The following is a 20878-nucleotide window of genomic DNA, read 5'->3' as shown; positions in this document are numbered from 1 at the left end:
CTTACTCCTGCCCGATCAAGACGACAGCGTTCTTCGTACCGAAGTTGACGCTGCCGCCCTTCACCACGGCGCTCTTGCCGGAGTAGTAGTCCTTGACCTTCTGGCCATTGGCGAACACGCCGTGCAGGTTGATGCTGGCGGCTTTGTCGGTCGGCAGGTCGAGCGCGACGACCACCTTGTCGTGCAGCGCGCCCTTGTCGTAGGTGCGCTTGAAGACGTAAGGCTTGGCTTGCAGCTGCTGGTGCACGCCGGCGCCCACCGACACATGGTCTTTGCGGAACAGTCCGATCTTGGCCCAGTGCGCGCGCACCTCGGCGATCTTGTAGCCGTCGCGCTGCACATTGCGCTCCAGCTCATCCCAGTTCATGAAGGAGCGCAGCTTGGCGTCGCCCACCGCTTCGGCCACGTCCAGCTTGCGCGCGGTTTCATCGCCGTAGTAGATCTGCGCCGCGCCGGGCGCCAGCAACAGCTTGCTCGCGCTTTCGAACGGCTTCTTGCGCGAGGCATCAAACGGCTTGTCGTAGTCGTGCGAGTCCAGGTAGTTCAGCACCGAGTAGCCATCCAGCGCACCGCCATGCAGCATATTCGAATAGCTGCTGAACAGCGGCTCGTAATCCTTCTGCGCGTCGTACACCAAGCCGAAATTGATCAGGCTATTGAAGCCGCTCTGATAGTAGTTGGCGCTCTGGCCGCCTCCCAGGTCGAACACCTGGCCCTGCGCGATGTTGTAGTTGTAGACTTCCGCCGTCGAATAGAACTTGTCGTCGCCGAGCTTCTTGTCCGGGTTGGCGCGCTTCCAGTCTTCGAAGGCGGCAGCGGCCACGGTGTTCAGCTCTTTCCAGACCTTGGCCTCGACGTGCTTGACGGTGTCGGCGCGGAAGCCGTCGACACCGTACTTGCGCACCCAGTCCGAATGCCACTTCATCAGGTAGTAGCGCGGCGCGCGCGGATAGCCGGTGCGGGCGAAGAACTCGTTCAATTCCTTCACCTCGCGCTCGAAGCGGCCTTCACGCTGCCACTTCGCCGCCAGGTTCTCGGGCAGCTCGACCGGCGTATCGCTGTCGGTGCGGAAGTCCGGCAGGTTCTTCACCAGCGTGCATTCGATGGTGGTCTTGGCGTCCTTGTAGGTGCACTGCGGATCGGTGCGCACCCAGTCGTCCGGCCATACGTAGTCGGTCGCCGTCACCGGGCCGGTCTGGTTCATCACCACGTCCAGCAGCACGCGGATGCCGTGCGCGTGGGCGGCGTCGACCAGGTTGCGGAAGTCGTTTTCCGTGCCCAGGTTGGCGTCGACCGCGGTGAAGTCGGCGGCCCAGTATCCGTGAAAGCCGTAGGACTTGCCGGTGCCTTCATCGGTGCCTTCGTGGATCTGCTCCACCGGCGGCGAGACCCAGATCGCGCTCACGCCCAGGCTGTCGAAATAGCCTTCATTGATCTTGTTGGTGATGCCGGCCAGATCGCCGCCCATGTAGCCGCGCAGCGGGCCGGCGTCCGCCTTGCGGCCGTAGGCGAGGTCGTTGCCGACGTAGGCGTTGTTGAAGCGGTCGGTCAGCATGAAATAGATGGTGGCGTTCTCCCACAGGAATGGCTTGCGGGCGGCCTGCTTGGCGGCCGGCGCGGCGATGGCCGAGGTGCAGGCCGTAGCCGCTCCAAGTGCCAGCGCCAGGGTCATTGCAAGGGGAGTCAATTTCATGCTGTCTTCCTTTATGGTGGTTTTATGTGGTGACGGTCGGACGCGCGCGTCCGGTCCATCCGGTGATGCCGCCAACCTGCTCGGCGATGAGTATCAATGCGGATAAGGCCTGCTGGGTTGGCAGGTGGTGGTAAGCCGGATCAGCTTCGTAGCGCTCCAGGTAGACGCGCAGGGTCGCGCCCTCGGTGCCGGTGCCGGACAGGCGGTACACGATGCGCGAGCCGTCGGTCATGACTATCCGTATGCCCTGCTGCGTGGCGTGCGAGCCGTCGACCGGATCGGTGTAGTCGAAATCATCGGCGAAATCGACCACGTAATGGCCCAGGTCCTGCCCCGCCAGCGTGGCCAGCTTGATGCGCAGGGAAGCCATGAGCTCATTGGCACCCTTGATCTCGACCGCCTCGTAATCGTGGCGCGAATAGTAGTTGCGGCCGAAGCGCGCCCAGTGCTCGCCCAACAGCTGTTCCACCGACTTGCCGCTGGCGGCCAGCAGGTTAAGCCAGAACAGCACTGCCCACAGGCCGTCCTTTTCGCGGATGTGGTCCGAGCCGGTGCCGTAGCTCTCCTCGCCGCACAGCGTGGCCTTGCCCGCGTCCAGCAGCGTGCCGAAGAACTTCCAGCCGGTCGGCGTTTCATAGCACGGGATGCCCAGCGCGGCGGCCACGCGGTCGGCCGCGCGCGAGGTCGGCATCGAACGGGCGATGCCTTTCAGGCCGGCGCGGTAGCCCGGCGCCACTGCCGCATGGGCGGCCAGCACGGCCAGGCTGTCGGACGGCGTGACATCGAATTTGCGGCCGACGATCATATTGCGGTCGCCGTCGCCGTCGGAGGCGGCGCCGAAGTCGGGGGCGTCGTCCGCCGCCATGATGGCGATCAGCTGCGCGGCGTTGACGGGATTGGGGTCCGGGTGGTGGCCGCCGAAATCCTCCAGCGGCACGCCGTTGATGACGGTGCCGGCAGGCGCGCCCAGCATGCCTTCGAGGATGGTCTTGGCGTAGGGGCCGGAGACCGCATGCATGCCGTCGAAGCACATGCGGAAGCCGCGCCCGAACAGCGCCTTGATGGCGTCGAAGTCGAACAGCCGCTGCATCAGCTCCGCGTAGTCGGCCACCGGGTCGATGATCTCCACTTCCATCTGCTCGATGCGCGAGACGCCGAGGCGGTCGATATCGATGGCTGGTGCGTCGCTGATGCGGTACTGCCTGATGCTTTCGGTGCGGTGGAAGATCGCCTCGGTCACGCTCTCCGGCGCGGGGCCGCCGGCGGCGATGTTGTACTTGATGCCGAAGTCGCCATCCGGCCCGCCCGGATTGTGGCTGGCCGACAGCACGATGCCGCCCAGCGCGCCGTGCTTGCGGATCACGCAGCTGACGGCGGGCGTCGAGAGGATGCCGCCCTGCCCCACCAGCACCTTGGCGTAGCCGTGCGCCGCCGCCATGTGCAGGATGGTCTGCACCGCCTCGCGGTTGTGGAAGCGGCCATCGCCGCCCAGCACCAGCGTCTTGCCGGCGCAGTCGCCCAGCGTGTCGAACACGCTTTGCACGAAGTTTTCGAGATAGGAAGGCTGCTGGAAGATGGTGACTTTTTTCCGCAAGCCCGAGGTTCCTGGCCGCTGGCCAGGGAACGCCTTGGTCGCTACAGTTTGTATGCTCATGTTCGCTCCGCACAGGTAAAGGACAGTATTCGCAACCCCTGTTGTACCTGTTCCGGCAAACGGGCGGCGCGCGAATACATGGTCAAGCGAACAATCCTACATCAGTGCCCGGCCGGTTCGGCGTTATCGCGGACGGCCAAGGTCAGCACACCCGCCACCATCATGCAGACGCCGCCCAGCATCAGGGTCTTGACGGTGTGGCCAGCGAACCAGTGCTTGGTGACGAAACCCAGCAGCAGGCCGCTGACGATCTGCGGGATGACGATGAAGAAGTTGAACACGCCCATGTAGTAGCCCATGCGCTTGGCGGGCAGCGCGCCGGCCAGGATCGCGTATGGCATGGTCAGGATGCTGGCCCAGGCGATGCCGACGCCGATCATCGGCACGAACAACAGGTTCAGGTCATGGATGGCGTAGACGCTGAACAGGCTGGCGCCGCCGATCAGCAGGCAGCTCATGTGCACGAACTTGCGGCTGGTCTTGCGCGCGAAGATCGGCAGGATGAAGGCGGCCAGCGCGGAAACGCCGCTGTAGACGGCGAACATCACGCCGACCCGGTTACCCGCTTCCTGGAACGCCACCGATTGCGCGTCGGCGGTGCCGAAGACGTTTTCGCCGATGGCGGAGGTGGTGTAGATCCACATCGCGAACAGCGCGATCCAGGTGAAGAACTGCACGGCGGCCAGTTGCACCATGGTCTTCGGCATCTTGGTGAAGCCGCCCATGATCTCCTTGAGCGCGTGACCCAGGCCCTTGGTGCGGCGCTGCTCGGCGCGGAAGGCTTCCATGTCCTCGGGCGGCGTTTCCTTGGCGGTGAGGACGGTCCACAACACAGCCAGGAAGTAGATGGCGCCGCCGGCGTAGAACGAGTAACGTACCGTGTCGGGGATCGCGCCGTTGAGCGGCACGTTGCTCACGCCCAGGAAGTCGGCGAAGATGGTCGGCAGCAGCGAGGCGATCACCGCGCCCCAGCCGATGAAGAAGGTCTGCATCGCGAAGCCGGCGGTCTGCTGCGAGGAACCCAGCTTGTCGCCGACGAAGGCGCGGAACGGCTCCATCGAGACGTTGATGGCGCCATCCATCAGCCACAGGACGACGACGGCCATCCACAGCGCGGTGGAATTGGGCATCAGGAACAGCGCGATCGACGCCAGCAGGGCGCCGATGAAGAAGAACGGACGGCGGCGGCCCCAAGTCGGATGCCAGGTGTTGTCGCTCAGGTAGCCGATAATCGGCTGCACCAGCAGGCCGGTGACCGGCGCCGCCAGCCAGAACAGGGACAGGTCGTCGGGATTGGCGCCGAGCGTGGAAAAAATCCGGCTGGTGTTGGCATTTTGCAGCGCAAAGCCGAACTGGATGCCGAAAAAGCCGAAGCTCATGTTCCATAACTGCCAAAACGACAGTATGGGCTTGCTGCTGGAAGATTGCATGCTGCGTGTCCCCGACTATTTCTGAAATTTGTAGCAAAATAACACGCAGCCCCGCACGTGTCAATTGAAAGAGTTTCCCAGTAAAATAAAGGAAACAAGCCATCCCAAGGGCAGTATTTTGTAGTCAAATGTAGCCAAACAACAAAATCATAACCACCTCCGAGACCATACACACATGAAAAGCAATTCCATCGCCAAACTGGCGGCCGTGTTGCCGCTGCTGGTCGTCAGCCAGGCCGGCCAGGCGCAGAACGCCGACCGCAAATTCGACAGCGCCACCCGCAACGGCGGCCAGCTGGAAGTCCACACCAGCGACGGCCGCTATGTCATCAAGCCCTACTCCGCCGGCATCGTTGAAACCACCTTCGTGCCGAACGGCGAGCAAATCGACCCGGCCTCGCACGCGGTGGTATTGGCGCCGGCCGCCGTCCGCACCACGCTGACCACAAAGGTCAACAGCATCGAATATGCCACACCTGGCATCGTCGTCACGATTACCAAGTCGCCGTTCCAGATTTCGTATGCCTACAAGGGCAAGCGCCTGGTCGCGGAAAAGCATGGCTACGTCAAGATCCAGGACGACCTGACCACCGGCAGCAAGGATATCAACAAGGGCGAGCCGCGCGAACTGGAAGGCATCGAGTTCGCGCTCGATAAGGAAGAAGCCCTGTACGGCGCCGGCGAACGGGCGGTCGGCATGAACCGCCGCGGCCACCGCTTCACCCTGTACAACAAGGCGCACTACGGCTACGACGACAAGTCCAAGCAGATGGGCTACGCGATGCCGGTCGCGCTGTCGTCGAAAATGTACGCGCTCCATTTCGACAATCCGCAAACCGGCTACCTCGATTTCGACAGCAAGAACAACGACAGCCTGACCTACGAAACCATCGGCGGCCGCAAGACCTACCAGGTGATCGCCGGCGACAGCTGGGAAGACGTGGTGGGCAACTACACCAGCCTGACCGGCAAACAACCGCTGCCGCCGCGCTGGGCCTTCGGCAATTTCGCGATGCGTTTCGGCTACCGCAACGAGGCCATCGCGCGCGACACCGTCAACAAATTCATCGCCGACGACATTCCGCTCGACGCCATCGTGTTCGACCTGTTCTGGTTCGGCAAAGAGATCAAGGGCACGATGGGCAACCTGGCCTGGGACAAGGACAGCTTCCCCAACGCCACCGGCATGATCGCCGACTTCCAGAAGAGAGGCGTGCAGACGGTGGTGATCACCGAGCCATTTATTCTCGATACGTCCAGCAAGTGGCAGGAGGCGGTCGACAAGAAGGTGCTGGGCACGGACGCCAACGGCGCGCCGCTGGCCTATGACTTCTACTTCGGTCACACCGGCTTGATCGACATCTTCGGCAAGCCGGGCAAGGACTGGTTCTGGAACATCTACAAGGGCCTGCGCGAACAGGGCGTGACCGGCGTGTGGGGCGACCTGGGCGAACCGGAAGTACACCCAGCCGCCATGCGTCACGCCACCGGCGGCGCCGACCAGGTGCACAATATCTACGGCCATCAATGGGCGCGGCTGGTGGCGGAAGGCTATCAGCAGGACTTCCCGACCGAGCGCCCCTTCATCCTGATGCGCGCCGGTTATTCGGGCACGCAGCGCTACGGCATCATTCCATGGTCCGGCGATGTCAGCCGGGGCTGGGGCGGCTTGCAGGCGCAGCCCGAGATCTCGCTGCAAATGGGGATGCAGGGCGCGGGCTATATGCACTCGGACCTGGGCGGCTTCGCCAATCCGGTGCTGGACAATGAGCTCTACACGCGCTGGCTGCAATACGGCGTGTTCCAGCCGATCTTCCGTCCGCACGCGCAGGACGAGGTGGCGCCGGAGCCGGTCTACCGCGAAGACCGCACCAAGGCGCTGGCGCGCGAGGCGATCCGCCTGCGCTATCGCCTGCTGCCCTACAACTACACGCTGGGCTTCGACAACAACCAGAAAGGCCTGCCGCTGATGCGCCCCATGCTGTACGAGGAGCCGGGCAACGCCAAGGTGCGCGCGATGTCGTCGACCTACTTGTGGGGCAAGGACTTCCTGGTCACTCCGGTGCTCAAGCAGGGCGCGACCACGGCCGACGTCTACTTCCCCGCCCGCAGCGCATGGTTCGATTTCTACAGCGGCGAGAAGTACGCCGGCGGCGCCACCGTATCGGTGAAGCTGAGCGAGGACCACGTGCCGGTCTACGTGCGTGCCGGCGCCTTCATCCCGATGGCGAAGGTGGTGCAGACCACGCGCGACTATTCGACCAAGCATATCGACCTGCACTACTATCACGACGCCTCGGTCAGCGCCGGCGCGGGCAAGCTGTATGATGACGACGGCAGCACCGCGCAAGCCTACGAACAGGGCAAGTACGAGCTGCTGCACTTCGCCAGCAAGCTGCAGGGCCGCAGCCTGTCGCTGCGCATCGAATCCGAAGTGGGCAAGGAGTACCAGCGCCCCGAGCGCAGCATCGCGCTGCAAGTGCATAACCTGACGGCCCACCCGTCGCTGGTGCGCGTGGACGGCAAGCCGGTCATCTTCGTCTGGGACGAAGCGGCCAAGGTGCTGAACATCGCACTGCCGGCCAGCAGCCAGGCCGCCCGGAGCGTCGCCATCACCCTTTAAACGTGTATGATTGCTGGCCATCGAATCGAATGGTTCGATGGCCAACAAGACCATATACGGAGATAGGGAGATGCCAGTGTCACCAAAAATCATCAGCACGCTGTTCGCGCTCAGCGCCATGACAGCCGCCAGCACCACCGTGCTAGCCGCCCCCGCAAAAAAACCCACCGTCGCAGAGGCCGAGCGCTTCCTGACCGACACCGAAGCCCACCTCAATAAGCTGAACAACGAACAGGCCAAGGGCGCCTGGGTCGGCTCCAACTTCATCACCGACGACACGGAAGCCATCGCCTCCTTCTTCGCCGAACGCTATCTGACGGCGGCCGGCGAAGCGGCCATCGCGGCGCGCCGTTTCAACGGCTTGAAGCTGCCGGCCGAATCGGCCCGCAAGATGATGCTGCTGCAGCAGACGCTGGTCTTCGCCGACGCCAAGGAGCGCGAAAACTACGCGCAATTGCAGGCGGCGATGAACGGCGCCTACGGCAAAGCCAAGTACTGCCCGAAGAAACCCGACGGCACGGCCGACGCCTGCATGGCGCTGGGCGAAATGGAAAAGGTCCTGGCCAAGAGCCGCGACGAGGCCAAGCTGAAGGAAATGTGGCTGGGCTGGCACGCGCAATCGCCGTCCTACAAACAGAAATACACCGAATACGTGGCGCTGTCGAACAAGGGCGCCAAGCAGATGGGCTTTGTCGATACCGGCGCCATGTGGCGCGCGCAGTACGACATGCCGCCGGAGGCCTTCTCGGCCGAGATGGAGCGCCTGTGGCAGCAGGTCAAGCCGCTGTACGACGCGCTGCACACCTACACCCGCTACAAGCTGCGCCAGACCTACGGCCCGGACGTGGTGCCGCTGACCGGCCCTATCCCGTCCCACCTGTTCGGGAATATGTGGAGCCAGAACTGGAACAATCTGTATCCGCTGCTGAAGCCTGCGACGGGCGCCAGCAGCTTTGACCTGAGCAAGGTGCTGGAAGACCGCAAGACCGACGCCAAGCAGATGACGCAATACGCCGAGCGCTTCTACACCTCGCTGGGCATGCAGAAGCTGCCGGAATCGTTCTGGGAACGCTCGCTGCTGACCAAGCCGCGCGACCGCGACGTGGTGTGCCACGCCTCCGCCTGGCCGCTGAACGAGAAGGACGACGTGCGCATCAAGATGTGCATCACGCCGACGGCGGAAGACTTCACCACGATCCACCACGAGCTGGGTCACGTCTACTACTTCCTCAACTACACCAAGCAGCCCTACCTGTTCCGCAACGGCGCCAACGACGGCTTCCATGAAGCCATCGGCGACACGGTCGCGCTGTCGATCACGCCGAGCTATCTGCAGAAGGTCGGCCTGATGGACCAGGCGCCGGACGCCGACGCCGACATCGGCCAGCTGCTGGAGCGCGCGCTGAGCAAGGTCGCGATCCTGCCGTTCGCCTACTCGGTGGACAAGTGGCGCTGGGACGTCTACTCCGGCAAGACCAAGCCGGCCGACTACGACAAGAGCTGGTGGCAACTGCGCGAGCAGTACATGGGCATGAAGCGCCCGGCGGCCATCGACGCCAGCGGCGCGGGCTTCGACGCCGGCGCCAAGTACCACGTGGCGGCGGACGTGCCGTACGCGCGCTACTTCCTGGCCGATATGCTGCAGTTCCAGTTCCACCGCGCGCTGTGCCGCGAAGCCGGCTACACCGGTCCGCTGCACCGCTGCTCGGTGTACGACAACGCCAAGGCCGGCGCCAAGCTGCAGCAGATGCTGGCGATGGGCGCGAGCAAGCCATGGCCGGAAGCGCTGAAGGCGATTTCGGGCGAGGACAAGATCGACGGCGGCGCGCTGCTCGACTACTTCGCGCCGCTGAAATCCTGGCTCGACACGCAGAACGCCGCCTTCGCCGCGGCTGAGAAGAAGTAAGCGCTCCTAGCGCACGCCGTAGTTAGGGCGCTTCACATTCATCGCCGTCTGGCAGTGGGCGGCGATGAAGTCTTCATGGTTCGGCATCTTGCCGGCGCAGTTCTCCACCACGGTCTTGATGGTGCGCAGATGCGCCTCGATCTGCTCCTGCGGATACAGATCCACCAGCGGATGATAGGACTGCGGCCGCAAGCCCTGCCCCAGCATCACCTGCAACCAGCTCACCGACGCAAACATCTCATCCTTCTCGCGGTAGAAGCGGCCGTGCTGCTTGAACAAGTCCATCTTCTGCTTCAGGCTTTCCGGCACCTCCATCGTGCGGCAGTAGTTCCAGAACGGCGTGTCGTCGCGCTCCGTCGCGTGGTAGTGCAGCACCAGGAAGTCGCGGATCTTGTCGACTTCGAAGTGCGCCTGGCGATTGAACTCGTCGATATTATCCTGGTTGAAATCGCGGTCCGGGAAAAAGCTCATCAGGCGCGCGATGCTCGACTGGATCAGGTGGATGCTGGTCGATTCCAGCGGCTCCATGAAACCGCTGGCCAGGCCGATCGCCACCACGTTCTTGTTCCAGAATTTCTTGCGCTTGCCGGTGACGAAGCGCAGCGGCTTGGGCTCGGCCAGCGGCTTGCCGTCCAGGTTGGCCAGCAGCTGCGCGGTCGCCTCGTCGTCGCTGATGTATTTGCTCGAATAGACATGGCCGTTGCCGATGCGGTGCTGCAGCGGAATGCGCCACTGCCAGCCGGCCGTGCGCGCGGTGGCGCGCGTGTATGGCGTGATCGGCCCGGTCGACTCGCACGGCACCGCCAGCGCGCGGTCGCACGGCAGCCAGTGGGTCCAGTCCTCGTAGCCGGTTTTCAAAGCGCCTTCGATCAGCAGGCCGCGGAAGCCCGAGCAATCGATGAACAGGTCCGCTTCGATGCGCTCGCCGTTTTCCATCATGATCGCCGCCACATGGCCGTCGCCTTCGCGCAAAATGACGTCGGCCACCTTGCCCTCGGTGCGCACTACGCCGCGCGCCTCGGCGAACTTGCGCAGGTATTTGGCATACAGCCCGGCGTCGAACTGGAAGGCGTGGGCGATGTGCGACACCGGTGAATTGCCGGCCTCGACCGCGCGCATGAACTTGTTCTGCGGCGCCGCCACCGCCGCCAGCGAGTAGGCGCCGAAGTCCGGCGCCAGCCCGGCCTGGTGCAGCTTGAGCCAGTAGTGGTGGAACTCGACCAGCCCCATGTCCAGGCCAATGCTGCCGAAGGTGTGGATGTAGTTCTCGCCCAGCTTGCCCCAGTCGACGAACTGGATGCCCAGCTTGAAGGTGCCCTGGGTCTCGCGCAGGAAGTCGTCTTCGTCGATGCCCAGCGCCTGGTTGAACAATTTGATCTGGGGGATGGTGGCCTCGCCCACGCCGACGGTGGAAATCTCGTCCGATTCGACCAGGCGCACCTGGTAGTGGCCGCCCAGCAGTTTGGACATGGCCGCCGCCGTCATCCAGCCGGCGGTGCCGCCGCCGACGATCAGAATCTGCTTGAGGCGGCGATCCGCCTGGTTTTGCTGCATCATTGTTGGTCTCCAGCTTTGTATGTTGTCCGATATTGTGCACGAAAAAAAACACCCCCTGCCGGCGACTGCTGACAGGGGGTGTTTTGGACCGGACTGAATTACATCTTGTAGTTCAGGCCCAGCAGCATGGTGCGGCCGTACTTGGTGTACTCGCCTGGTACTTTGAGGGTGCCGTTGCTGAGGATGGTCTGGTACGCGGTGTCGTTCGCGTTGATCACCTGGAACAGCAGCGACAGGCCTTTGTACTGGCCTTCCTTGAACTCGTAACCGAGCTGGAAGTCCACTTGCGCCGCGCCCTTGATATCGGTGAAGGTGCGATCGGCGCCGAAGCCGGTCACTTCGCCACGGAAGTTGGAGCGCTCGCTGCGGGTCACACGCGCCGAGTAGCCGGACTTCTCGTAGAACACCTGGACGTTCGACACGGTGCGCGACAGGCCTGGCAGTGCGCCGGTGGTGCCTGGACCGTCAGGAGCGATCTCGCTCTTCGTGCGGGAGATCGAGCCGGTGGCGCCGAAGCCTTCCAGGCCAGTCCACAGGACCTTGCCGTCGATGGAACCGGACAGCTCCACACCCTTGATCGAACCGCCCGTGCCGTTGGCCGGCTGGGTCAGGGTACCGATGTTCGTCTTCGGCGTCACGCCATCGTTAGGATAGCTGGTGAAGTCGAACGGCAGGATCTGGTCGTAGATGTAGGTCTTGAGCTTCTTGTAGAAAGTCGCGGCGCTGAAGTAGGTGCTCTTGTCGAAGTACTTCTCGTACGTCAAGTCGATCGCGTTGGCGCGCCAAGGCTTCAGGTCAGGATTGCCGCCGCTGCCGCTCCACAGCAGCTTGGTGGTGTCCACCGAAGCGCTCGACGATGCGCGCAGCTGGTCCAGACGTGGACGAGCCATCGTCTTGCCCAGGCCGAAGCGCACGTGCTGCTCGCTGCCCAGGTCGAAGTTCAGGTTCAGGCTAGGCAGGAAGTCGTTGTACGACGTGCCTTCTTCCGCGGTCTTCGGCTTGTTCAGGTTGCTGGTGTCGACGTTGAACGCGCTCGAGCTCTGGTTGGTGTGGATCATCTGTACACCGAAGTTACCTTTGACAGGCACACCCCAGGTGTCGTCGATGCCGACCTTGGCGTAGGCGGTCGACACTTTCTCGCTGACCAGCCAGTCCTTGTTGTAGATGTCCTGGTGAATCTTAGGCGTCAGCGTGTACACGCTGTTGAGTGCGCCCAGGATGTCGTAGGACATGATGCCAGGGATGCCGGCGAAGCCCAGCGAGGTCGGATCCTGGATCAGGTTGGCAGGCACGGAGATCGGTGCGCGGCCGTTCTTCAGGTTGACCAGCATCTCTGCCGATTCACGCGTCTTGTCGCGCTTGGTGAAGTTGACGCCCACGTCCAGGTTGCTGAACATGCCGTCCAGGCTGCGCTTGGCCGAGAAACGGGCCGATTTCAGCTTGTCGGTCACTTGCGGGTACTTGACGTAGCCGTCCTGGCCCCAACCGCCCGAATCGCTCAGCTTGACGACGGCCGGATTGGCGTAGTTCAGGCCGGTGGTCACTTGCGGCAGGCCGGTCTGGTTGTCGCGCACGATCTTGGCGCTGTCGGTGGTCGCTGCGCCGGCGTAGGTTTCCAGGATCATGTCCTGACGGTCCGCTTTCGAGTAGCTGAAGTCGGCGATGCCGGTCCAGTCTTCGTTCATGCGCAGCTTGTTGTTCCAGCCGAACGCGAACAGCTTGTCGCGGTTGGTGTTCAGGTCGTTACGCAGCACAGGCTTGATGCCGCCGACGGTCGCGCTCTGCAGCACCTGGGTGCCGCCGTAGCTGGCGAATACCGGGTTGGCGTAGGTCAGGTCGCCCATCCAGTTGCCGGTGCCGAACTGCATGCCACGGATGGTGGTGTCGGAATTGAATTTCGAGTAGTAGGTGTCAACCATCGACTGGAAGTCGCGGGTTGGTTTCCACTGCAGCACTGCCATCAGGCCGTCGCGGGTCTGCTTGGTCGAGCCGGCGTCGATTTCGTTGCCGGAGTTGGCCAGGCCGTTGGCGTTGCCGGTCTTAGGATCGAAGCCGTAGCCCCAGCTGCTCCACTTCTGGTATTGGCCAGGGGAGTCCAGGCGGGCGTAGCCCAGCGCCACACCCAGGGTGCGGTTGGCGAACTGGTCGATGTAGATGCCGCTCAGGCGGTAGCCCTTGTCTTTGTAGCCGGCGTTCTGCTTGCCCAGCGAGTTCTTCTCGCCGCGCACGTTGATCGCCATGGTGCGGCCCGGGAATTCCAGCGGACGCACGGTTTGCAGGTCGACGGTGCCCGACAGGCCCTGGCCAACCAGCGATGCGTCCGGCGTCTTGTAGACCACGGCGCCGTTGATCAGTTCCGATGGATACTGGTCATATTCAACGCTGCGGTTGTCGCCGGTGGACGCCTGCTCACGACCATTGAGGGTGGTGGTCGAGAAATCTGGCGCCAGGCCGCGGATGCTCAGCACCTGGGCACGGCCGGCCACGCGTTGCGCGGCCACACCTGGCAGGCGCGACAGCGATTCGGCGATCGACACGTCCGGCAGCTTGCCGATGTCTTCCGCGGAGATCGCTTCAACGATGGATTCGGAATTCTTCTTGACGGAGATCGCGTCTTCGATACCGCGGCGGATACCGGACACTTTCACCGTTTGGATTACCGGCGCGTCGGCGGCCTGGGCGGCGGTCGCGTCTTGCGCGTAGGACGAGCCGGAAATGGCGGACAGCAGCAATGCACAGCCGGCTGCTACCGGGCTCAACTTAAATGCAACACTAGTCGGAGCCGAGTTGGCGCCGCGCTGGTTGGCGGAATTCATCATCAAATGTCCCCTCACTCATCTAAAAATATACCCGCGACAACTACAGCCTGCTCTCGCTACATCGACTACACGGGTTCCAAGGATTGCAAACGTTCTAAAAGACGTTCTATGAAGAATTTTGTACTAAAACTAGATTCGGTGTCAATCAAACTTCAGTCTTGCTACGTCCACAGAGGGCCGCCAGCCCTTGCCCGCCCTGCGAAAACACCAATCGCGTTGTATTTCGGCTACAGCCAACCACCCATCATCATGTAGTGGAACTACATTTTTTGATCGAATACCACTTTACTTCGTAGCATTTCCAACGTCGGGCCGATGCAAAGCTTATTTCAAGAACAATTTTTAGAAAAAAGCAGCGAGGGATTGTATTAAAACTAGAAGTGCTCATTGGATGCACACCCGATTTCATAGTATTCTCGACGGGAAATTCATAGAAAAGAACCTGTAGTCCGACTACTTAACGGAGACCTCATGCACAAAATCCTCGCCGCCGCGCTGCTGTCCGCACTGCCGTTCATCGCCCACGCCGATAACTACCGCATCGAGCACATGGACCCGCCGCTGTGGTGGGCCGGCATGCACAATAGTTCGCTGCAACTGATGGTGCACGGGCCGCAGATCGCCGACCTGGAGCCCGCTTTGGCCTACCCCGGCGTGCGCATCGCCTCGGTGGCGCGGGTCGCCAACCGCAACTACCTGTTCGTCAACCTGGAAATCGCGCCCGACGCGGCGCCGGGCGCGCTCGACCTGGTGTTCAAGCGCGGCGGCCAGGCGGTGCACTACAACTACCAATTGCTGGCGCGGGCCGCCGGCTCGGCCCAGCGCGTCGGCTTCAACAGCGGCGACGCCATCTATCAGGTGATGCCGGACCGGTTCGCCAACGGCGATACGTCCAACGACAACGCGGCCGGCATGACGGAACGCGCCGACCGCGCGGCCCCCTCCGGCCGCCACGGCGGCGACCTGCGCGGCATGGCCGACCATCTGGACTACATCGCCGGCATGGGCTTCACCATGGTCTGGTCGACACCGCTGCTGGAATCGAACTCGTCGGCCTACTCCTATCACGGCTACGCGACAACCAACCACTACCGCATCGACCCGCGCTACGGCAGCAACGAGGACTTCCGCAGCTTTGTCGCGCAGGCGCGCGCCAAGGGGCTGGGCGTGATCCAGGACGTGGTGCTCAACCACATCGGCGACAAGCACTGGTGGATGCAGGACATGCCGGCGCCGGACTGGCTGACCTACCAGGGCAAGTTCGTGCCGACCGAGCATCACCGGGTGGCGCTGCAAGATCCTTACGCGTCGGACGAGGACAAGCGCAACTTCACCGAGGGCTGGTTTGTCGAGGGCATGCCGGACCTGAACCAGGCCAACCCGTTTGTGGCGACCTACCTGATCCAGAACGATATCTGGTGGATCGAGTACGCCGGTTTGTCCGGCCTGCGGGTCGACACCTACGGCTACTCGAACACCGAGTTCCTCAGCCGCTGGTCCGGCAGCATGATGGCCGAGTATCCGAAATTGAACCTGGTGGGCGAGGAATGGACGCCGCTGATACCGGTGGTGGCGCACTGGCAGGAGGGCAAGCAGAATTTCAACGGCTATCAGTCGCACATGCCGAGCATGATGGACTTCCCGCTGACCTACGCCATGCGCCGCGCGCTGGCCGCGCCGGACGGCGCCGAGCAAAACCTGACCAATCTGTACGAGACGCTGTCGCAAGACTATCTGTATCCGAACGCCGGCAACCTGGTGCTGTTCGAGGGTAACCACGACGTCTCGCGCATCTACAGCGAGCTCAATGCGGACGACAATCTGTTCCGCATGGCGATGGCCTTCGTGGCGACGGCGCCGCGCATCCCGCAGTTCTATGCCGGCAGCGAGATCCAGATGACCAGCACCACCAAGGATCGCGACGATGCCTCCTACCGCCGCGACTTCCCCGGCGGCTGGCGCGGCGACGCCGTCAACGCCTTCACCGGCGCCGGCCTGACGGCGCAGCAGGCGGCCGCGCAGGCGTATGTGAAGAAGCTGTTCAACTGGCGCAAGGGCGCGTCCGTGATCCATCACGGGAAGATGATGCACTACGGTCCCGAGCACAATACCTACGTCTACTTCCGCTACGACGGCGCCAAGAAAGTCATGGTAGCCTTGAACAAGAACAGCACCGACACCGTGCTGAAGACCGCGCGCTTCCACGAGATGCTGAGCGGCGTGCGCGCCGGCGTCGACGTCATCAGCGGCAAGCGCGTGTCGCTCGATGGCGAGCTCACCTTGCTGGCGCGCTCGGCGCTGATACTGGAGATCGAACCATGAGCTTCGCCCGTCGCCGCCTTGGCGCCCTGTCGCTGCTGGCCCTGCCCGCCATGGCGGCCGCCGCCACCACGCTGAGCACCAGCTATCCGACCTGGGACGGCAAGCTGGAGACCGTGCGCTACACCACGCCGGACGCCAGCGCCGCGCTGCGCAGCTACACGCAATCGACCACCATGCGCGTGCGCGACGGCGGCAAGCAGGAAATCAACTACGCCGAAGCGCAGGGACAGCCATCCGTCCGCAGCGGCAACCTGGCCTTCGACGCCCTGTTCACGCTGGCCGGCCTGGAAATGAAGCAGGACTCGGTCGGCGAGATCCGCGACGGCAGCTACAACGGCGGCAACCCCATCTCCTGCAACTGCTTCGAGACCGGCGAGTTGTGGCACTACGTGTGGACGCGCGACCTGTCCTACGCGGCCTCGCTGGGACTGGGCATGCTGGACCCGCGCCGCGTGCGCAATTCGCTGGAGTTCAAGCTGTCCGGCTATCGCGACGGCGTGCAGCCGGGCGCGCATGCCGCCGGCAGCGCCGATGGCTTGCAGATCATCCAGGACACCGGCAGCGGCGGCAGCTGGCCGGTCAGCACGGACCGCGTCAGCTGGGCCTTCGGCGCGGAGGAAGCCTTGAAGGCCTTGGCGCCGGACGAGCGCAAGGCCTTCGCGGCGACCGCATTGCGCGCCCTCTCCAACACGCTGGAGAACGACCGGCTGGCCGCCTACGATGCGGTCGACGGTCTGTACAACGGCGAGGAATCTTTCCTCGACTGGCGCGAGCAAAGCTACGCGGGCTGGATCGCGGGCGACTTGGCCAGCATGGCGACGTCGAAGGCGCTGTCCACCAACGCCGGCCATTACAAGGCGCTGACGCTGGCCGCGCAGCTGGCGAAGGAACAGGGCAACGCGGCGCTGGCCGACAAGTACGCGGCATGGGCGGCGGACTTGAAGCGGGCCATCAACCAGCGCCTGTGGCAGGCCGATGCCGGCATGTACAGCAGTCTGACGGCCGGCCATTTCGACGGCGCGGCAATGTACAAGTACGACTGGCTGGGACAGTCGCTGGCGATCGTCACCGGCATCGCCGACCGTCAGCAGGCCGAGAGCATCCTGGCGCATTATCCGCACGGGCCGCTGGGCGCGCCGGTGATCTATCCACAGCAGCCTGGCGTGGCGATCTATCACAACCGCACCATGTGGCCGTTCGTGACGGCCTACGGTTTGAAGGCGGCGGCGCTGACCGGCAACGTCGCCGTCGCCGACGTGGCCTACGATACGTTGATGCGCGGCGCCGCGCTGAACCTGTCGAACATGGAAAACCTGGAGTGGCTGTCCGGCCAGCCGATGCTGAAGGACCAGCAGGCGCAGGGCGACTTGAGCGGACCGGTGGTGGATTCGCGCCGCCAGCTGTGGTCCGTCGGCGCTTACCTGGGCATGGTGGTCGGCGAGGTGTTTGGCGTGCAGACCACTGGCGACGGCATCGCGCTGCGTCCGTTCGTGACGGCCAAGCTTCGGCGCGAGGCGTTTGCCGGCAGCGACGCCATCACGCTCAACCATCTCGCGCTGCGCGGCAAGCGCCTGCAGGTGCGCCTGTCGCTGCCGCCCGCCGCGCGCGGCGACGGCTACTACGAGGTCGATGCGGTGACCTTGAACGGCAAGCCGGCTGCGGCCACGCTGGCCTGGTCCGAGCTGGCAGCGGACAATGTCATCGAGCTCCGCCTCGGCAAGCTGGTCGCCGGCCAGCAGGCCAAGCGCAGCGTCAGCGCGCAGCCGCTGGCGCTCGACCCTGCGGTGTACTCGCCGCCCGAACCACGCATCGTCAAGCTGGAACGCGGCACCTACGATTTCCCAACCTTGCACCTTGACGGCGCCGGCAAGGGCGTGGTCTACAACATCTACCGCAACGGCAAGCTGGCCACGCAGCGCGTCAACGCCAAGACCTGGGCCGACCGCCGCGCCCCGCTGCTGGGCAAAGGCGAGAACGATAACCTGTGCTACTCGGTGGAGGCGATGTTCATCGGCTCCGGCAACCGCAGCCATCACAGCGCGCCGGTGTGCCTGAACGGCGGCGTGGAAATCGCCGCCGGCGATGCGCGGGTGCAGTCCAGCGTGGCCGCCGTCGATGGCCGCATCGCCGGCTGGGGCGCGCCGTCCGATACCTTCGCGGTGCAGGACATCCAGGTCGAGCGCGAAGGCAGCTACGCCTTGCAGCTCAAGTACCGCAACACCGCGCACCAGGTCAACCTGGGCATCAGCGGCGGCGTGAAGTGGATGACGCTCAAGGATGGCGGCGGCGCCATCGCCGCGCAAGGCGTGGTGCAGTTGCCGCATTCGCCGGCCAGCGCCGGATCGTCGTGGTCGACGCCGTTGAAGGCCGCGCTCAAGGCGGGCAACTACCGCATGGAGCTCAGCGATTTCTACAACATGAGCTACCTGAAAAGTAACACCAGCTACGCCGACGCGGGCGGCGTCAAGGGACCGTCGAACCGCTTCGATATCCACGGCGTCCGCATCATGCCGCTGGCGCGTGGCGCGGCGGCAGCGCCGGCTGCCAATCCGGCCGTCGCGGCCAGCGCGCCCAAACCGCCCATGCCGCCCTTGCCGCCGGCCGGCACGCTGCGCATCGTCGAGCAGTTCGCCTCGCCGCAGCTGGGCAACCAGCGCAGCCTGCGCATCTACCTGCCGCCCGGCTACGACGCCCATCCGCAGCAGCGCTATCCGGTGCTCTACATGCACGACGGCCAGAACCTGTTCGACGCCGCCACCGCGGCCTACGGCGCCGCCTGGGAAATCGGCAGCACCATGGACCGCCTGATCGCCGACGGCGTCGTCGCGCCGGCCATCGTGGTCGGCATCGACAACACCAAGGACCGCATCGCCGAATACACGCCCTGCTGCGATCCGCAATACGGCGGCGGCAAGCTCGACGCCTACATGGCCTTCCTCGTCGATACCGTCAAGCCCTGGGCCGACGCCCATCTGCGCACCTTGCCGGAGCGCGAACACACGGCCATCATGGGTTCCTCGCTGGGCGGCATCGCCTCGGTCTACATCGCCCAGCACCGCCCGCAAGTATTCTCCCGGGCGGCGGGCGTGTCGAGTTCGTTCTGGTGGAATCAGGGCGAGTTCATCGCCAAGGCGCCGGCGCTCCAGCCGGTCAAGTTCTACCTCGACGCCGGCACCGACGACGATGGCCTGGAGCACACGCTGAACATGCGCGACGCCATGCTGGCCCAGGGCTACCGCTTGAATGAAGACCTGCTGTTCTACGCCGCCGATGCCGCCATCCACAACGAGCGCTCGTGGGCGGCGCGCGTGCAGCGGCCGCTGGCCTGGTTCTTCCCCGCTAGCCGGCAGCCCTGACCGGCGCCTCCTGCCGCCAGCTGTGCAGCAGCAGCGCCTCCAGCTCCTCCGGCGCGACGGCGGCGCTCAGGCAGTAGCCGAAGGCCTCGTCGCAGCCCATCTCTGCCAGCTGGGCCAGCTGGTCGCCGGTTTCCACGCCGCCGGCGATCACCTGCATGTTCAGGGTATGGGCCATCGCGATGATGGCGCGCACCATCGCCCCCTCGTCCGCCACCCGGCCGTCGCTGTGACGGTCGGTCGGCTGTTTGGCCGCGCGGCGCAGGTCGTCGACGAAGGATTTGTTGATCTTCACCAGGTCCACCGGGAAGCGCCGCAGGTAGTTCAGCGACGCATAACCGGTGCCGAAATCGCTGATCGAAATGCGCATGCCCATCTGCTTGAACTGGCGCAGCACGGCTTCGCAATTCTGGTTCTTATCGATCAACATGCCCTCGGTGATTTCCAGTTCGATGTAGCGGCCCGGCAGCCCGGCCTGGTGCAGGATCTCGGCAAAGCTGTGGGCGATGTCCTTCTGGTAGAACTGGCGCGGCGACAGGTGCACCGACACCGTCAGCGGATGGCCCAGCTCCATCCAGCGGCGCGCCTGCGCGGCGGCGGTCGCCAGTACCCATGCGCCCACCGGCAGGATCAGCGCGCTGTCCTCCAGCACCGGCAGGAAGTCCGGCGGCATCACCAGGCCCAGCTCCCGATGGCGCCAGCGCAGCAGCGCCTTGACGCCGGTGATCTTCTGCTCATTCAGGTTCAGCTTGGGCTGGTAGGTCAGCACGAACTCGTCGTGCTCGAGCGCGTGGCGCAGCGCGGTCTCCAGCACCACCCGCGAATACGCCTTGGCCTGCATGCTGGGCACGAAGCGCAGCCCGGCGCCCTTGCCGCGCTGCTTGGCCGCGTACATCGCCAGGTCGGCCTTCTCGAGCAGCGCTTCGATATCGTGGTCGTCGTCGGGATAGACGGCGATGCCGATGCTGGCCGCCACCGCCAGCGTCTCGCCATGCACCAGGAACGGCGCGGCGATCGCGGCGTTGATCTTGTCGGCCACCTGCTGCGCATCGGCGGCGCCGCGCAATTCGGTCAGCAGCACGATGAACTCGTCGCCGCCCTGGCGCGCCACCGTGTCCACCTCGCGCACGCACTGGCGCAGGCGCTGCGCGAACTGCACCAGCACCTGGTCGCCGGCGTCATGGCCGAGGTTGTCGTTGATGGACTTGAAGTGGTCGATGTCGACAAACAGCACCGCCAGCAGGCTGCCGTGGCGGCGCGCGTAGGCGATGCCGTGTTCCAGTTGCAGCTGGCATTGCAGGCGATTGGGCAGGCCGGTCAGGCTGTCGTGGTGGGCGATGTGGTCCAGCCGCATTTCCGCGTCGCGGTGGGCTTCCAGCGCCGATTGCAGTTGCGCGCAGCGGCTACGCTGGGTGCGCACCCGCAGTTCGCCGTACCACAGCGCCAGCAGGCTGAGTGCGATGCCGGCCAGTACCGGCAATAGGCTGTTCATGCTGTCCCTCTCCGTCCGGTGCACCGGGG

10 protein-coding genes are annotated in these 20878 nt (G+C 64.2%); 4 read left to right on the top strand and 6 right to left on the bottom strand.

The window, feature by feature from the left end; all coding sequences use genetic code 11:
* Position 1: 1 nt before the first annotated feature.
* From AC07OK_RS08270 to AC07OK_RS08260, 3 genes are all read right to left on the bottom strand, one after another.
* Positions 2 to 1693, bottom strand: a complete 1692-nt coding sequence (locus AC07OK_RS08270; protein ID WP_494689852.1) for an alpha-amylase family glycosyl hydrolase — start codon at positions 1691 to 1693, stop codon at positions 2 to 4.
* A 22-nt stretch (positions 1694 to 1715) separates the two neighbouring features.
* The gene (locus AC07OK_RS08265) at positions 1716 to 3347 is read right to left on the bottom strand and encodes an alpha-D-glucose phosphate-specific phosphoglucomutase (RefSeq protein WP_494689851.1); all 1632 of its coding nucleotides are present in this window, start codon (positions 3345 to 3347) and stop codon (positions 1716 to 1718) included.
* A 101-nt stretch (positions 3348 to 3448) separates the two neighbouring features.
* Positions 3449 to 4777 (bottom strand): MFS transporter, encoded by a 1329-nt coding sequence (locus AC07OK_RS08260; protein ID WP_494689850.1) that lies wholly within the window; start codon positions 4775 to 4777, stop codon positions 3449 to 3451.
* A 175-nt stretch (positions 4778 to 4952) separates the two neighbouring features.
* On the opposite strand from AC07OK_RS08260, the gene AC07OK_RS08255 reads away from it, so the two are divergent.
* Complete coding sequence (locus tag AC07OK_RS08255; protein WP_494689849.1) at positions 4953 to 7400, top strand: glycoside hydrolase family 31 protein; 2448 nt, start codon at positions 4953 to 4955, stop codon at positions 7398 to 7400.
* Positions 7401 to 7470: 70 nt separating this feature from the next.
* Positions 7471 to 9306, top strand: coding sequence for a M2 family metallopeptidase (locus AC07OK_RS08250; RefSeq protein ID WP_494689848.1), 1836 nt, complete (start codon positions 7471 to 7473; stop codon positions 9304 to 9306).
* A 6-nt stretch (positions 9307 to 9312) separates the two neighbouring features.
* On the opposite strand, the gene AC07OK_RS08245 is transcribed toward AC07OK_RS08250, so the two are convergent.
* Together AC07OK_RS08245 and AC07OK_RS08240 are read right to left on the bottom strand one after the other, a co-directional pair.
* Positions 9313 to 10863, bottom strand: a complete 1551-nt coding sequence (locus AC07OK_RS08245; protein ID WP_494689847.1) for a tryptophan halogenase family protein — start codon at positions 10861 to 10863, stop codon at positions 9313 to 9315.
* A 98-nt stretch (positions 10864 to 10961) separates the two neighbouring features.
* A complete protein-coding gene (locus tag AC07OK_RS08240; protein ID WP_494689846.1) occupies positions 10962 to 13682 on the bottom strand; it encodes a TonB-dependent receptor in 2721 nt (906 codons plus the stop codon).
* Positions 13683 to 14153: 471 nt separating this feature from the next.
* Here AC07OK_RS08240 and AC07OK_RS08235 point away from each other — a divergent pair, with 471 nt between their 5' ends.
* Positions 14154 to 16004 carry a glycoside hydrolase family 13 protein gene (locus tag AC07OK_RS08235; RefSeq protein WP_494689845.1) on the top strand — a complete coding sequence of 617 codons (1851 nt, stop codon included), beginning with the start codon at positions 14154 to 14156 and terminating at the stop codon, positions 16002 to 16004.
* Positions 16001 to 19360: an alpha/beta hydrolase-fold protein gene (locus AC07OK_RS08230; RefSeq protein WP_494689844.1), complete on the top strand. Its 3360-nt coding sequence runs from the start codon at positions 16001 to 16003 to the stop codon at positions 19358 to 19360. The genes AC07OK_RS08235 and AC07OK_RS08230 overlap by 4 nt, the downstream gene beginning before the upstream one ends.
* Here AC07OK_RS08230 and AC07OK_RS08225 read toward each other — a convergent pair.
* Positions 19344 to 20849, bottom strand: a complete 1506-nt coding sequence (locus tag AC07OK_RS08225) for a putative bifunctional diguanylate cyclase/phosphodiesterase (protein WP_494689843.1) — start codon at positions 20847 to 20849, stop codon at positions 19344 to 19346. The genes AC07OK_RS08230 and AC07OK_RS08225 overlap by 17 nt on opposite strands.
* Positions 20850 to 20878 lie beyond the last annotated feature (29 nt).

It is taken from the genome of Duganella sp. GW821-FHT07G03, assembly GCF_059418605.1.
The sequence above is the reverse complement of the archived record's forward strand: the minus strand, read 5'-3'. Positions and strand labels throughout refer to the sequence as shown.